Source organism: Phyllobacterium sp. RCAM01083 (assembly GCF_055685835.1).
In genome coordinates this window covers 2,501,648-2,516,010 of record NZ_JBVFZN010000005.1, presented here as the reverse complement: position 1 = coordinate 2,516,010, position 14,363 = coordinate 2,501,648, and the positions used below count along the sequence as shown (strand labels likewise).

The 14,363-nt window shown below is 59.3% G+C and carries 13 protein-coding genes; 11 read left to right on the top strand and 2 right to left on the bottom strand.

Going from position 1 to position 14,363, the window contains the following annotated elements:
• Positions 1-2 precede the first annotated feature (2 nt).
• Positions 3-533: a peptide deformylase gene (gene def / locus ACZ25R_RS19160; protein WP_105737786.1), complete on the bottom strand. Its 531-nt coding sequence runs from the start codon at positions 531-533 to the stop codon at positions 3-5.
• A gap of 114 nt (positions 534-647) precedes the next feature.
• Between def and ACZ25R_RS19155 the strand changes: the two genes are divergently transcribed.
• Complete coding sequence (locus ACZ25R_RS19155) at positions 648-1,883, top strand: DNA recombination protein RmuC (protein ID WP_223612099.1); 1,236 nt, start codon at positions 648-650, stop codon at positions 1,881-1,883.
• On the opposite strand, the gene ACZ25R_RS19150 is transcribed toward ACZ25R_RS19155, so the two are convergent.
• Positions 1,880-2,839, bottom strand: a complete 960-nt coding sequence (locus tag ACZ25R_RS19150) for a cation diffusion facilitator family transporter (protein ID WP_472461898.1) — start codon at positions 2,837-2,839, stop codon at positions 1,880-1,882. The genes ACZ25R_RS19155 and ACZ25R_RS19150 overlap by 4 nt on opposite strands.
• Before the next feature lie 144 nt (positions 2,840-2,983).
• Here ACZ25R_RS19150 and ACZ25R_RS19145 point away from each other — a divergent pair, with 144 nt between their 5' ends.
• The 10 genes from ACZ25R_RS19145 (at position 2,984) to miaB (ending at position 14,361) form a co-directional block, all read left to right on the top strand.
• Positions 2,984-4,999: a hydantoinase/oxoprolinase N-terminal domain-containing protein gene (locus ACZ25R_RS19145; RefSeq protein ID WP_472461897.1), complete on the top strand. Its 2,016-nt coding sequence runs from the start codon at positions 2,984-2,986 to the stop codon at positions 4,997-4,999.
• 107 nt (positions 5,000-5,106) lie between these two features.
• Positions 5,107-7,287, top strand: a complete 2,181-nt coding sequence (locus ACZ25R_RS19140) for a malate synthase G (RefSeq protein WP_472461896.1) — start codon at positions 5,107-5,109, stop codon at positions 7,285-7,287.
• Positions 7,288-7,293: 6 nt separating this feature from the next.
• Positions 7,294-7,809 carry a DUF3859 domain-containing protein gene (locus tag ACZ25R_RS19135; RefSeq protein WP_472461895.1) on the top strand — a complete coding sequence of 172 codons (516 nt, stop codon included), beginning with the start codon at positions 7,294-7,296 and terminating at the stop codon, positions 7,807-7,809.
• A 167-nt stretch (positions 7,810-7,976) separates the two neighbouring features.
• On the top strand, positions 7,977-10,019 hold the full coding sequence (locus tag ACZ25R_RS19130) for a GAF domain-containing protein (protein WP_472461894.1): 2,043 nt from the start codon (positions 7,977-7,979) through the stop codon (positions 10,017-10,019).
• A 113-nt stretch (positions 10,020-10,132) separates the two neighbouring features.
• On the top strand, positions 10,133-10,333 hold the full coding sequence (locus ACZ25R_RS19125) for a type II toxin-antitoxin system VapB family antitoxin (protein WP_223612090.1): 201 nt from the start codon (positions 10,133-10,135) through the stop codon (positions 10,331-10,333).
• A 2-nt stretch (positions 10,334-10,335) separates the two neighbouring features.
• Entirely contained in the window at positions 10,336-10,704 is a 369-nt protein-coding gene (locus ACZ25R_RS19120) for a type II toxin-antitoxin system VapC family toxin (protein WP_472461893.1), read from the top strand.
• A 147-nt stretch (positions 10,705-10,851) separates the two neighbouring features.
• Positions 10,852-11,541 carry a tRNA (adenosine(37)-N6)-threonylcarbamoyltransferase complex dimerization subunit type 1 TsaB gene (gene tsaB, locus ACZ25R_RS19115; RefSeq protein WP_472461892.1) on the top strand — a complete coding sequence of 230 codons (690 nt, stop codon included), beginning with the start codon at positions 10,852-10,854 and terminating at the stop codon, positions 11,539-11,541.
• Positions 11,538-12,041 (top strand): ribosomal protein S18-alanine N-acetyltransferase, encoded by a 504-nt coding sequence (gene rimI / locus ACZ25R_RS19110; protein WP_288191787.1) that lies wholly within the window; start codon positions 11,538-11,540, stop codon positions 12,039-12,041. Before tsaB ends, rimI begins: the two co-directional genes overlap by 4 nt.
• Positions 12,042-12,045: 4 nt before the next feature.
• On the top strand, positions 12,046-12,912 hold the full coding sequence (gene olsA / locus ACZ25R_RS19105) for a lyso-ornithine lipid O-acyltransferase (RefSeq protein WP_374042656.1): 867 nt from the start codon (positions 12,046-12,048) through the stop codon (positions 12,910-12,912).
• A gap of 9 nt (positions 12,913-12,921) precedes the next feature.
• Positions 12,922-14,361 carry a tRNA (N6-isopentenyl adenosine(37)-C2)-methylthiotransferase MiaB gene (gene miaB / locus ACZ25R_RS19100; RefSeq protein WP_472461891.1) on the top strand — a complete coding sequence of 480 codons (1,440 nt, stop codon included), beginning with the start codon at positions 12,922-12,924 and terminating at the stop codon, positions 14,359-14,361.
• Positions 14,362-14,363: the final 2 nt, after the last annotated feature.

The following is a 14,363-nucleotide window of genomic DNA, read 5'->3' as shown; positions in this document are numbered from 1 at the left end:
GCTTACACCGCCAGCCGGCTCGGAACGCGATCCTTGGCAAGCTTCTTGAATTTCTTCATCACCATTTCACGCTTGAGGCGCGAGATGTAATCGATGAACAGAACGCCGTTGAGGTGGTCGATCTCGTGCTGAAGGCAGGTTGCCAGCAAACCGTCAGCCTCGATCTCGTGCTTCTTGCCTTCGATATCGAAATAGGCAACGCGCACTTTTGCCGGACGTTCCACTTCCGCATAATAGTCCGGAATGGAGAGGCAGCCTTCTTCATAGACGTTGCGTTCGGTGCTGGAAGACAAAATCTCGGGGTTGATGAAAACCTGGGGTGCCTTCGGTTCGTCTTCCTTGGCAAGGTCGATCACCAGCATGCGCAGCGGTTCCGCCACCTGAATGGCGGCGAGGCCGATCCCCGGCGCGTCATACATGGTGTCGAGCATGTCGTTGGAGAATTTGCGCAAATCGGCGTCAAAGCGCTCCACGGGTTTGGAAACCTGGCGCAACAGCGGATCGGGAAGAATGACAAGCGGTTTGATAGACATGAGCATCACCTAATATCTCGGCTTTCAACCGTCAATCCCGGCATAAATGGCATTTGTGAAAATGTTCTCGTTTTGATCTCACATTTGCCATCCGAATCGGTTAGTCTGCTTCCCATGGAAACATCACATTCACTCGACCAGCCATTGTTTCAGCTCGGTGCCACGTCGATATCGGTCGGTAGCGCGTTGGTAATGGCGGCTGTCATCGTTGCACTTGCCATTGTCCTGTGCGGGATTGCTCTCTGGCGTTCGGCACGGGTACGGCTGATCGCGGAATTCCAGGCGGAAGACCGTGCGCGTGATGCGGAAGTGCGGATGGCCGAAATACTGAAGAGCCAGTCAGAGATGCAAGGCCGCATGCAGACCATGGCGGAACTTTTCGGTTCGCGCCAGGCGGAGCTCAATCAGTCGATCCGCGAACGCCTCGACGGCATGACCAGCCGTATCGGCCAGACCATGACGGAACAGACGCAGTCGACCCATGAAAACCTGGCCAAATTGCAGGAGCGGCTGGCGGTCATCGATACCGCGCAGAACAATATCCAGTCGCTGGCAGGACAGGTTGTCCAGCTGCAGGCGATTCTCGCCAACAAACAGACGCGCGGCGCTTTCGGTCAGGCGCGCATGGAAACCATTATTGCCGATGGCTTGCCGCAAGGGGCCTATGAGTTCCAGGCTACGCTTTCCAATGGAAGCCGCCCGGATTGTATCGTCCGCATGCCGAATGGCGCCCCCAATCTGGTCATCGACGCCAAATTTCCGCTTGAAGCATGGAACGCCATCCGCGAGTCCGAGACACCGGATACGAAGAAACTGGCGCTTGCCCAGTTCCGCCGGGATATCGAAATCCATATTCGCGATGTTTCAGAGAAATACCTGATCAATGGCGAAACCCAGGATACGGCATTTCTCTTTGTCCCCTCGGAATCCATTTTTGCCGAAATTCACGAGAATTTCGAAGGCATTGTGCAGAAAGCCCATCGTTCGCGCATCGTCATCGTTTCGCCATCCCTTTTGATGCTGTCCATTCAGGTCATTCAGGCGGTGCTCAAGGATGTGCGCATGCGCGAACAGGCACATCTCATCCAGGGTGAGGTGATCCGCCTGATGGAAGATGTCGGGCGCCTGGACGACCGGGTCCGGCGGCTGCAGACGCATTTCGGTCAGGCGAGCAAGGATATTGACGATATTCTCGTCTCGTCCAGCAAGGTGACGAAGCGCGGCCAGAAGATCGAGGCGCTGGAGTTTGTCGATCCGGCCGCCGGTGAACCCGCGAAGGGGCCGGATGCCAACCGCTCGGCAGCATCGGCAACGGGCCAGTTGCGCCTGCGCGTGGTGGATGAAGATTAGCCCTCAACGATTTTTTGCCGCCGCGTCTTCCAGGTACTTGCAGTCTGCGGTTTGACGAAGACGGACACGATGTCCGGGTTGGCCTGACGGATCGCTGTTTCGATACGCTCGACGCAGGCTTCGATGTCGGGTGCGGTAAGATGATCCTCAAATTCAATGCTGAGCCCGGCAACGATCTGCTTGGGTCCCATATGGACGGTCAGCGCCCCATTTGCCTGCTGAATGGCTGGGTCCTTGCCGGCGATGTCAAGAATTTGCTGTTCCGCTTCCGGCAGCGCGGACTCGCCGATCAGTAGGCCCTTGCTTTCCCGGGCGAGGAAAATTGCGGTTGCACCGAGGATGATGGCAATGCCGATGGAGGCAACCCCGTCGAATTCGGGCATGTCGAAGAATTGCGCCGCTGAAATGCCGGCAAACGCTACGATGAGTCCCAGCAGGGCCGCCGTATCCTCAAAGAGGACGGTAAAGACACTCGGGTCCTTGCTCTGCTGCACGGCTTCGAGATAGCCAAGCTTGCCCTTCATGGTTCGGAATTCTTTCAGCGCGACTGTCCATGAGATGCCCTCGAACAGCAGCGCAAAGCCAAGCACGACATAATTGACAGTGGGATTGGCGATGGGCTCCGGCTCGAGAATATGGGTGAGGCCTTCATAGAACGAGACACCGGCACCCACGGCAAACACCAGCAGCGCAACAATGAAACTCCAGAAGTAAAGCTCGCGTCCATGGCCAAACGGATGCGCCTTGTCAGCTGGCTTGGCGGCCCGCCGCAGACCGTAGAGAAGCAGGCCGCCATTTCCCGTATCCACCAGCGAATGAACGCCTTCCGACAGCATGGCGGAACTGCCGGTGAAGAAGGCGGCAATGAACTTGGTAGCCGCGATCAGAAGATTGCCGAGGATGGCGGCATAGATAACCTTCTTCGATCCCGCATGACTGCCAGATTGTGATGCCATTAAAGCCCCCTTTACCCACGCGTCAACGTAGCAGGAGTTGAATGGTTCCGGCAGTGTTGTGTCGTTGCGGCGGCAAATGGTCGGAATGACGCTAGTCGTTGGTGCCGTCATGGGATAACCCTGCCACAAACGGCGCAGGGCATCATGGCTGATTCACAGGTAGAGAACGCAATTTTCCTCGGTATTGATACGGGCGGCACCTATACGGATGCGGTCCTCTGGTCGGAAGCGCGCGGCGTTATCGCCAAGGCCAAGGCTTTGACGACACGCCACGATCTGAGTGTCGGCATCTCCGGCGCGGTCGAGCGCATTGTCGAGGAGGCTTCGGTTGATCCCGGGCATATACGCCTTGTGTCCATGTCGACGACCCTGGCCACCAATGCCCTTGTCGAAGGACAGGGCGGGCGGATCGCGCTTGTCATGGTCGGGTTCTCGCCGGCCGACCTGGAGAAGGCGGACCTCGGGTCTGCCCTTGGCTCCGATCCCGTCGTCTTCCTGCCCGGCGGGCACGATGTCTACGGCCGCCCGCAACCTTTCGACGTCTCGGCGCTGCAGGAGGCCTTGCCGCGCCTCAAGGAGGAGGTGACGGGTTTTGCAGTCTGCGCCTATTTTGCGGTGCGCAACCCCGAGCATGAAATTGCCATTCGTGATCTTGTGCGCGCTGAGACGGGTCTGCCTGTTACCTGCAGTCACGAACTTTCGGCCAAGCTGAACGGCCCGCGCCGGGCCCTGACAACGGTCCTCAATGCGCGGCTCATCGCCATGATTGACCGTCTGGTGGCGGCAACGGAAGGTTTCCTCGACCGGCGCGGCATTCACGCGCCGCTCATGGTGGTGCGCGGCGATGGCGCACTGGTCTCGGCGGCTTTTGCACGGCACCGCCCGATCGAAACGATCCTGTCGGGACCGGCTGCCAGCCTTGTCGGCGCACGCCACATGACGGGACTCGACAACGCCATCGTGTCCGATATTGGCGGGACGACCACGGACGTTGCCGTTCTCGACAATGGCCGTCCCCGGCTCGATCCCAATGGCGCCACCGTTGGCGGTTTCCGCACCATGGTCGAGGCGGTGGCCATGCGCACGTTCGGGCTGGGCGGCGATTCAGAGGTGTCGCTGGACGACAATGCCATGGCACCGCGCATCATGCTTGGACCAAGGCGGCTGGTGCCGCTGTCCCTGCTTGCGGCCAATCACGGTGCCATCGTCATCGATCATCTGGCGCGGCAGGTGAAGACGGCCAATCCCGGCCGCCTGGATGGCCGGTTCGCTCTGTTGACCGGCGTTCCCGAGCAAATGGCATCCGGATTGAGCAAGGGCGAAGCCGAGCTCTACCAGCGGATTACCCGGGAACCGCAGCCGCTCGACCGGCTTCTGAACTCCGTTTCCCAGACCGCGACGATCAATCGGCTGGTCGCGCGGGGGCTTGTCCATCTCTCCGGTTTCACGCCGTCCGATGCCTGCCATGTTCTCCATCTGCAGAACAATTGGAACGGCGAAGCGGCGCGCTATGGCGCCATTCTCTATGCCAGGCGCAAGGACGGCGCGGGCCGCCCGCTGTGCGATACGCCGGAGGAAATTTCGCGGCGCACCTATGACGCGCTCATCCGCCGTTCATCGGAAGTGGTGCTGGAAACCGTCTTTGCCGAAGATGGATTGGATGGACCTGACATGGTGGCCAGTCCGCTGACCCAGCGCGCGCTTTCCGGGCAGGGCGGTATTGCCGGCGTCAAGCTTGATATCGACCGGCCGCTGATCGGCCTGGGTGCTTCCGCTCCCGTCTATTATCCCGCCGTTGGAGCCATGCTGGGTGCGCCAAGCATTGTTCCCGTCGATACGGACGTTGCCAATGCGCTCGGTGCCGTGGTCGGGCAGGTGCGCGTATCGGTCGAAGCCTACATCAGCCAGCCCGCCGAAGGGATTTTTCGCGTGGCAGCGGGAGAGGCGGTGAAGGATTTTCAGGAGGAAGATCTCGCGATTGCCTTCGCCGAAGAAACGCTGCAAGGGCAGGTTCGCAGTTTCGCGCTGGAAGCTGGCACCGACGAGGCACAGGTCACCATCGCCCGAAACATCAGCGCTGCGACCGTTGAAGACCAGCGAAAATTCATCGAAGCGGTGCTGGTCGCAACCGCAACCGGCAGACCTCGCATTGCCCACTGATTGATTGTTTCCCTTCTGGCATAAATCATGTTCATTTAGGCCGAATTGACGGGGAATGCTTTGGTGTGTTCAAGGGTACGCTAACAGAAAATCTTAAGGAGTATGGCATGAGCGAGCGGGTCGAGATCGATGGTCTGAAGGTGGCGAAAGAGCTCTACGACTTCGTGGCTAATGAAGCGGTGGTCGGAACATCGGTCAATGCCGACGCCTTTTTTCAGGGTCTGGCAGCAATTGTCGATGATCTGTCGCCGAAGAACCGGGCCTTGCTCGCCAAGCGCGATGCATTTCAGGAAAAGCTCGATGCGTTCTATCGCGAAAAGCGGCAGACAGGATATACGCCAGAGCAATATGAAGCGTTCCTGCGGGAAATTGGCTATCTGCTGCCTGAGGGCGGAACATTCTCCGTCTCGACCGACAATGTGGATCCGGAAATCGCGGTAACGGCCGGACCGCAGCTCGTGGTGCCTGTCATGAACGCCCGCTATGCGCTCAACGCGGCCAATGCGCGCTGGGGTTCGCTTTACGATGCGCTCTACGGCACCGATGCCATTCCGGAAACCGACGGCGCGGAAAAGGGCAAGGCATTCAATCCGCTGCGCGGCGCCAAGGTCATTGCCTGGGCCAAGGCCTTTCTCGATGACAGTGCGCCGCTCGATGGCGCACACTGGGCTGATGTGACCGGTCTTTCCGTTGATCACGGCACGCTTGTGCTCAAGACCGCCGATGGGGTCTCACCGTCGCTGAAGGAGCAGGCACAGTTCGTTGGCTATAAGGGCGATGCTTCCAGGCCATCCTCCATTCTCATGGTGAAGAACGGCATGCATGTGGAGATCGTCATCAACGCCGATCATCCCATTGGAAAAACCGACCCGGCCAATATTGCCGACGTGGTATTGGAATCGGCACTCACCACGATTCAGGATTGCGAGGATTCCGTTGCTGCCGTCGATGCGGAAGACAAGGTTGTTGTCTATCGCAACTGGCTCGGCCTGATGAACGGCGATTTGCAGGATACGTTTGAAAAGGGCGGCAAATCCGTCACGCGCAAGCTCAATCCCGACCGGGACTACACAGGGAAAGACGGCAAGCCGCTGACGCTGCCCGGCCGTTCGCTCATGCTGGTGCGCAATGTCGGTCATCTCATGACCAATCCGGCCATCCTCGACAAGGATGGCAACGAGGTGCCGGAAGGCATCATGGATGCGGCAATCACTGGCCTGATCGCCCTGCACGACGTCGGCCCCAAGGGCCGCCGCATGAATTCGCGCGCCGGTTCGATGTATGTCGTCAAGCCGAAAATGCACGGCCCGGAAGAAGTCGCCTTTGCCTCGGAGCTGTTCGGACGCGTTGAAGCCCTGCTCGGCATGCAGCCCAACACGATGAAGATGGGCATCATGGATGAGGAGCGCCGCACGACGGTCAACCTCAAGGAAGCCATCCGCGCGGCGAAGGAGCGGGTTGTTTTCATCAATACCGGCTTCCTCGACCGCACCGGCGACGAGATTCACACCTCGATGGAGGCGGGTCCGATGATCCGCAAGGGTGACATGAAGCAGGCATCGTGGATCGGCGCCTATGAAAACTGGAATGTCGATGTCGGGCTTGAATGCGGCCTTTCCGGCCACGCGCAGATCGGCAAGGGCATGTGGGCCATGCCGGACCTGATGGCAGCCATGCTTGAACAGAAGATTGCCCATCCGAAGGCCGGTGCCAACACCGCATGGGTGCCGTCACCGACGGCCGCCACGCTGCATGCCACCCACTATCACAAGGTTGATGTGGCCGAGGTACAGGCAAAGCTGAAGTCGCGCGGCCGCGCCAAACTCGGCGATATCCTGTCGGTGCCGGTCGCGTCGCGGCCCAACTGGACACCGGAAGATATCCAGCGCGAGCTCGACAACAATGCCCAGGGCATTCTGGGATATGTCGTGCGGTGGGTGGATCAGGGCGTCGGTTGCTCCAAGGTGCCGGACATCAACAATGTCGGCCTGATGGAGGATCGCGCCACGTTACGCATTTCCGCCCAGCACATCGCCAACTGGCTGCATCACGGCGTTGCCGGCGAGGCACAGGTTCTGGAAACGCTGAAGCGCATGGCCGGGGTCGTCGACAAGCAGAATGAGGGCGATCCGCACTATCAGCCGATGGCTGCGGATTTCGATGCATCGGTGGCGTTTCAGGCGGCTTGCGATCTGGTGTTCAAGGGGCGGGCACAGCCGAACGGCTACACCGAACCGGTCCTGCACCGCCGCAGACTGGAACTGAAAGCCAAGCGCGCGGCTGCATAGCAGCCGATGCGCGCTGTTCGCCTCCTGGCCCTGGTGTTTCCGGCATTGTTGACCGGGGCGGGGCTTGCGAGGGCGCAGGGCGCAGAACCGGTCATTGAAATCCTCAACTGGGGTCTGACGCGGGCCAAGGATGTCGGCACTGAAGCGGCGCCTGATACGCCGACAGGCTATAACCGGCTTGTCGACGGGCCGGTGGACGTTGTCAGGGCCGACAAAATAACCGCCTGCCTCGGGACCAGTTTCGGCGTGATGTATGCCGCGTTCAATGTTCCCGATTTCCAGGTCGTGCCGATCATGATCGTTGTCCGGCATCCGGTGATTCACACGCCTGATGGCCGCAGCATGCAGCGCAGCAGCTGGCCCGACGGCGCCATCCGTCAGCAGCGCTATGCGGGCTGGGTGTTCGAAAAGAGCTACGAACTGGTTTCCGGTGTCTGGACCTTTTCCCTGCAGGACACGCATGGACGCGAGTTTGCCACCAGGAGTTTCGACGTGACCGCCGGCAGCTGTCCCATATCCTGATAATGGCTGAGCCCTTCCGGATATCGGGCTGGATGAGCATTTCCCTCTCTGCGGCGACGCGGATCGCGGGAATTCGCAAATAGCAATTGTCACGGAGTAAAATTAGACTATTTGATAATCACGAAAACTCCCGTGTCTCTCACATAATCTGGCGATTGGGTTTATCCATGAGCGATTTGCCCCATTCAGTTCTTCAGGACGCCCATCGGCTGGCTGCCCTTGCTGAATATGATGTTCTCGATACGCCGTCAGAGCCGGCATTCGATAATATTGTCTCTCTTGCCAAGCAGATTTGCGAGACACCGGTTGCTTTGATCAGCCTGGTCGCCGGAGACCGGCAATGGTTCAAGGCGCGGTCCGGCTTTGAGACGTGTGAAACACCTTTGGAGCAATCGGTTTGTGCACATGCGCTGCCGACGGGCTCTGTCCTCGTCATTCCGGACCTCACACTGGATGAGCGCACGAGGCACAACACCCTGGTGACGGGAGAACCCCATATCCGGTTTTATGCCGGGGCCGTTCTCAATACACCCAGCGGCGAGGCGATCGGAACCCTGTGCGTGATCGACAGCGTGCCGCGCCCCGGCGGGCTTACCGATGCGCAGACCGAGGCCCTTCAAGACCTTGCCGAGCAGGTCATTACCATCCTCGAACTGCGCCGGGTGCTGGAAGACCGCAACGACGTTGTTCTCCAGCAGCGGCGTTCGATTCGCTCCAGCCTGAAACGAGCCCTGTCGAGTGAAGCGGCGCGCAACAAGCAGTACCGGGTCGACGGATGGCTTGGTCCGGCGCAACAGGCGGGGGGCATCGGGGCATTCGAACTCAATCTCAAAACCAATATTGCGCGCGTTACACCCGAAATGTGCCGGCTATACGGACTGCCGGAGAGCGAGCAATATTCCGCTCCGACGTTCGAGGTGCTGACCTATGCGGACGACAGGCATCTGGTCTCCGATCAACCATCGCGCCTCGATGGCAACGTCATGCTTGATATCGAATACCGGATCCGCCGTGCCGATGACGGGTCGCTGCGCTGGCTGAGCCGCCGTGGCGAGCTTGCCTATGACGACGTTGGCCAACCCGCGTTCTTCCGCGGCACGGTCCAGGATGTCACCAAGCGCAAGCAGGCGGAGATCCGCCAGGCTGCCCTTCTCGAACTGGGTGACAGTATTCGCGATGCCCATACAACGGGCGAAGCTGCGGAAATTGCCTCACGGATTCTCGGTGAAAACCTGAATGCCGGTCGCGCCGGATTTGCCATCATCGATTTGACGGCGGATCTTTTCAATGTCGAGCGGGATTGGACAGCGGCCGCACTGAAGTCCATGGCCGGCCGCCACTCCCTGGTCAATTTCAAGGCAACGATCAAGAACTCGCAGATCGGGATTCCGATTGCCGTCTCCGACATACCAGGAACGGACTGGCTGGCGCAGGACTATGACGGCTATGCCGCCCTTCAAGCCCGGTCGTTCATCAATGTACCGCTGATGCACGCCGGTGAACTCGTGGGGCTGATGTTTGTTCACGGCGAGAATCCGAGGGATTGGCAGACAGACGAGATTCAGTTTGTCGTCAGCATTGCCGACCGAACCTACGCGGCGATTGCCAAGCTGCAGGCTGAGCATGAACAGGGTATTCTCAATCAGGAATTGAGCCATCGCCTGAAAAACACGCTTACCATGGTTCAGGCCATTGCAACGCAAACGCTGCGCGATGCGCCGCAGGACGCGGTCGAGGCATTCAAGCAGCGCCTGATGGCGCTTAGCTCGGCGCATAATGTGCTGCTGCACCAGAACTGGTCGGCGGCGCGTATCCGTTCGGTGCTGGAGAGCGTCCTGGCGCTGCACGGCGAAACAGCGCAGTTTGTCTTGCGCGGACCCAATCTCAATCTCGGGCCAAAGGCCGTTCTTTCCCTGTCGTTGCTGCTGCATGAACTTGCCACGAACGCGCTGAAATATGGATCGCTGTCCAACACACAGGGCAAGGTGGAGATCAGTTGGGAAATCCAGCGTGCTCCGTCGCAGATGGAATTTGTCCTGACATGGCGCGAGAGCGGCGGCCCGGCCGCAACTGCTCCCGAAAAGAAAGGATTTGGCTCGCGCCTGATCCGTTTCGGCCTGTCGGGCACCGGGGATGCCGATATTCAATATGAGAAAGAAGGGCTTGTGGCGCGGTTCAGGGCGCCGCTGGCACTGATCATGGATAACTAATCAGCATCCTTGGTCAATCCTGCGAGCGGTTGGCGGCGCCTGGTTCGACTTTGGTATGCATTGTTTGCCGCATCATTCGATGCTAAAATTATGCCTGAACCAGGAAGCCGGAAATGCGCACCACACTTGCTCTTGATGATGAGCTTATTGCCAAAGCACAGGATTTCACGGGATTGCATGAAAAGTCCGCCCTCGTTCGGGAAGCCCTCAAGGCTTTGATCGAACGTGAAAGCGCACGCCGCTTGGCGCTCCTTGGAGGGAGCGAACCAGGTTTGAACACGATACCCCGCCGCCGCATCGGATCGGACGCGTAGGCGTGATCCTCGCCGATACATCGATATGGATCGATCATTTGCGCCTAGGCGATGCCGAATTAAAACTGCGTCTCAACACCAATCAGATAATGGTCCACCCATTCATTGTGGGTGAAATTGCTTTAGGCATTTTACGGCAACGTGACCTCATCCTGGCTGCCCTTCGTGATCTGCCGAAGGTGAAAATAGCCAACGAGGAGGAAGTCCTGCATTTTATCGATGCCGAAGCGTTGTTCGGTCTTGGTATCGGCTATGTCGACGCGCACTTGCTGGCGGCAACGCGGCTAACACCCGGCACGCGGTTGTGGAGCAGAGACAAGAGATTGGCTGCCGCTGCCGCTCGCCTGCAACTCAACGTTGACTTTCCGTGATGCGGACAAGGCACCGGATTCAGTGTTCGCGATCGAGGCGGCAATCAACAACAGGACTGAATAGCCTTGTGCAATTTTGACCAGATTAATGCGTGCCGCCCCGAACACTACTTGTTTGCTGGCTGATTCTTGTTTACGCGATTGGCCATGAAACTGCTTGCGCTTGATACGGCCTCCACTCTTTGCTCCGTTGCTGTTCTCGATGTCGAAACCGGGACAGTGCTTGCCGCAACGAGTGAGGATATTGGCAAGGGACATGCGGAGCGTTTGATGGCCTTCATTGAACAGACGTTGAACCATGCAGCAGTATCGATCAGTGCCGTCGGCAAGATCGCGGTCAGCATCGGTCCCGGATCGTTCACCGGCGTGCGTGTCGGCGTTTCCACGGCGCGCGGCTTTGGTCTTGCCTTGCAATGTCCGGTCGTGGGTGTCAGCACGCTTGAAGCATTGGCTTTTGATGCACGGCGTGTGTTTCCGGAACGTCCTGTCCTGTCGATCATCGATGCACGGCGCGACGAGATCTATGCGCAGTTCTTTGCGCCGGATGGTTCTGCCGGTTCGGCGCCCGGTGTGACAACCCTACCGGACGTGTTCTCTGCCTTGTCGGAACGGCCGGACGATGTCGTGCTGTCCGGTTCGGGAGCGGCCCTCGTCAATGATGGCAGGGAACACAAGCTCGATGTGGCCGTGACCACGTCGACGGGAACGATTGAAGCCTTTGCCCGGCTGGGCGCTCTGCGCGCGGTTGATGGTGAAGCGCCGAAGCCGCTTTATCTGCGCGGGCTCGACGTCAAGCCGCAGCAGGGTTTTGTCCTGCGAAGGAAGGTCTCGGAATGATGGGCTTTCCCCTGGGTAATCTGCGCAACCGTCCTTTTGTCATTGAACCGTTGGCAAGCACGGATTCGATACACCTGGCAAAGCTTCACGCCCTGACGTTCAGCCAGCCATGGAGCGATGAGGAATTCCACGCGCTGATGATGCAAGGGAATGTCTTCGGTTTCATTGCGCGGGAAGAGGGCAGGCGATCTGCGCCTCCCGGCGGCTTCGTGCTGGCAAGGCTCGTTGTCGACGAGGCGGAAATCCTGACGATTGCGGTGGCGCCGTCCGCGCAACGGCGTGGTCTTGGTCATGCCTTGATGGACGCGACCCTGCGCCATCTGCACAATGCCCGGGCGGAAATGCTGTTTCTGGAGGTGGACGAGACAAATATGCCGGCCCTGGCGCTCTACCGCCGTCTTGGATTCAAGCAGGTGGGCAAACGTCCCGGCTATTATGAAACTGCGGGCGGCCGTTCCGCGGCCCTGACCATGCGCCGTGACCTGAAGCGGGCACGCTGACATGATGTCCTGGGTCCGTTTTACTGTCACGGCAACGGCTTTTGCGCTGGTCACCCTGATCTCGGTGCCATTGCAGTACTTTTTCCTCAAGGCCGGCTGGGGCTTGCGCAAGCGGTTTCCGATTTTCTATCACCGCATCGTCGCCAAACTGCTTGGCTTGCGCATCCACATGCATGGGGACATGGCAACGCAGCGCCCGCTGCTGCTGGCGGCAAACCACGCATCGTGGACCGATATCGTGGTGCTGGGTGCGCTCAAGGAATTGTCCTTCATCGCCAAGATCGAAGTGGCGAGCTGGCCGCTGTTCGGCATGCTCTCCAAACTGCAGCGCTCCGTCTTCGTGGAGAGGGAAAAGCGCGGCAAGACCCATGATCAGGCGAGCGAGATTGCAACGCGTCTGGCCGCCGGTGACGTCATGGTGCTGTTTGCCGAGGGAACCACGTCCGACGGCAATCGTGTCCTGCCCTTCAAGACGTCGCTTTTCGGTGCCGCCCAGGTGGCAATCCGCGAAACCAGCGTGGAAACAGTGACGGTGCAACCCGTCGCGATTGCCTATACGCGGGTGCATGGCGTGCCGATGGGCCGCTTCCATCGCCCGATCATTTCCTGGCCGGGCGACGTGCCGCTGGGACCGAGCTTGATCGGGCTTTTGAAGGACGGTGCGATCGATGTCGATGTCTGGTTCGGCGAACCGATGACCATCGACAGCAAGACAAACCGCAAGATGCTGGCACGGTTGATGGAGAAGCGGGTGAGGGAGATGATGTTGTCGTCGCTCCTTGGCCGGGATCTTGTCACGGCGGCAGGAGAAACGCCGGAGTCAGCCATTCCGGGTGACTCTGCTATTCTCAAAGGCCTCAAAAAGCTTTAGAAGCCTCGCATGGATGATATCAGCACCTCGCATAAGCCGGACGCGACATCCGGAACCGTACCCATTTCGCCAGCACTTGCGAACACGCGCAAGGTCTATGTGAAGACCTATGGCTGTCAGATGAATGTCTATGACAGCCAGCGTATGACGGACAGTCTGGCGGCGGAAGGCTACAGCCCCACCGATACGGCGGAGGACGCCGATCTGGTGTTGATCAACACCTGTCATATTCGCGAGAAAGCCTCCGAAAAACTCTATTCAGCGCTCGGCCGCCTGCGCAAGATGAAGGACGCCCGCGCCAAAGAAGGCCGCGAGCTGACCGTCGGTGTTGCCGGTTGCGTGGCGCAGGCGGAAGGCGACGAGATCACCCGCCGCGCGCCGGTGGTGGATCTGGTGGTCGGTCCGCAGACCTATCATCGCCTGCCGCAGGCGCTTGCCCGTGTGCGGCAGGGCGAGCGGGTCGTCGAGACGGAATATGCGATCGAAGACAAGTTCGAGCATCTGCCGGCGCCCCGCAAGGAGCAGACAAGAAGCCGTGGTGTGACGGCTTTTTTGACTGTCCAGGAGGGGTGCGACAAGTTCTGCACATTCTGTGTGGTGCCCTATACCCGCGGTTCGGAAGTCTCGCGGCCGGTCGCGCAGATCTTGAAGGAAGCCGAAAAGCTGGCTGATGCCGGTGTGCGCGAACTAACCCTGCTCGGTCAGAACGTCAATGCCTGGCATGGCGAAGGTGCCGACGGGCGCGAGTGGGGATTGGGCGAGCTGCTCTACCGGCTGGCTGAGATACCCGGCATTGCGCGCCTGCGCTACGTGACCAGCCATCCGCGCGATATGGACGACACGCTGATCCATGCCCACCGCGACCTGCCGATGCTCATGCCCTATCTGCATCTGCCAGTACAGGCTGGGTCGGACCGCATTCTCAAGGCCATGAACCGCAGACATACGGCTGCGGAATATGTGCGGCTGATCAACCGGATTCGCGAGGCGCGCTCGGACATTGCCCTTTCCGGGGATTTCATCGTCGGCTTTCCCGGCGAGACCGACGAGGATTTCGAAGCGACACTGCAGATCGTGCGCGACGTCACCTATGCCGCGGCTTATTCGTTCAAATACTCGCCCCGCCCCGGCACGCCCGGTGCAGATATGGAAGACCATGTCCCCGAAGCCGTGAAGGACGAAAGATTGCAGCGCCTGCAGGCACTGCTGTCCGAACAGCAATATGCATTCCAGCGCAGTCTGGTCGGTCAAACCATGGACGTGCTGATCGAAAAGGCCGGGCGGGAACCCGGACAGATGGTTGGCCGATCTCCCTGGTTACAACCTGTAATTATCGATGTACATGGCGGGGAAATCGGCGACATAATCAGCGTACGAATCATCAGCACGGGAACCAACAGCCTGATTGGGGTTCGTGAGATGGAAACGACGAGCGACGGGACTATATAAGC

Excerpts from the sequence above, each read along its gene's own strand:
- ACZ25R_RS19130 (WP_472461894.1), top strand. The coding sequence starts at position 7,977 with ATGAGCGATTTGCCCCATTCAGTTCTTCAGGACGCCCATCGGCTGGCT.
- miaB (WP_472461891.1), top strand. The coding sequence starts at position 12,922 with ATGGATGATATCAGCACCTCGCATAAGCCGGACGCGACATCCGGAACC.
- rimI (WP_288191787.1), top strand. The coding sequence starts at position 11,538 with ATGATGGGCTTTCCCCTGGGTAATCTGCGCAACCGTCCTTTTGTCATT.
- ACZ25R_RS19135 (WP_472461895.1), top strand. The coding sequence starts at position 7,294 with ATGCGCGCTGTTCGCCTCCTGGCCCTGGTGTTTCCGGCATTGTTGACC.
- ACZ25R_RS19150 (WP_472461898.1), bottom strand. The coding sequence starts at position 2,839 with ATGGCATCACAATCTGGCAGTCATGCGGGATCGAAGAAGGTTATCTAT.
- ACZ25R_RS19140 (WP_472461896.1), top strand. The coding sequence starts at position 5,107 with ATGAGCGAGCGGGTCGAGATCGATGGTCTGAAGGTGGCGAAAGAGCTC.
- ACZ25R_RS19145 (WP_472461897.1), top strand. The coding sequence starts at position 2,984 with ATGGCTGATTCACAGGTAGAGAACGCAATTTTCCTCGGTATTGATACG.
- tsaB (WP_472461892.1), top strand. The coding sequence starts at position 10,852 with ATGAAACTGCTTGCGCTTGATACGGCCTCCACTCTTTGCTCCGTTGCT.
- def (WP_105737786.1), bottom strand. The coding sequence starts at position 533 with ATGTCTATCAAACCGCTTGTCATTCTTCCCGATCCGCTGTTGCGCCAG.
- ACZ25R_RS19155 (WP_223612099.1), top strand. The coding sequence starts at position 648 with ATGGAAACATCACATTCACTCGACCAGCCATTGTTTCAGCTCGGTGCC.
- olsA (WP_374042656.1), top strand. The coding sequence starts at position 12,046 with ATGTCCTGGGTCCGTTTTACTGTCACGGCAACGGCTTTTGCGCTGGTC.
- ACZ25R_RS19125 (WP_223612090.1), top strand. The coding sequence starts at position 10,133 with ATGCGCACCACACTTGCTCTTGATGATGAGCTTATTGCCAAAGCACAG.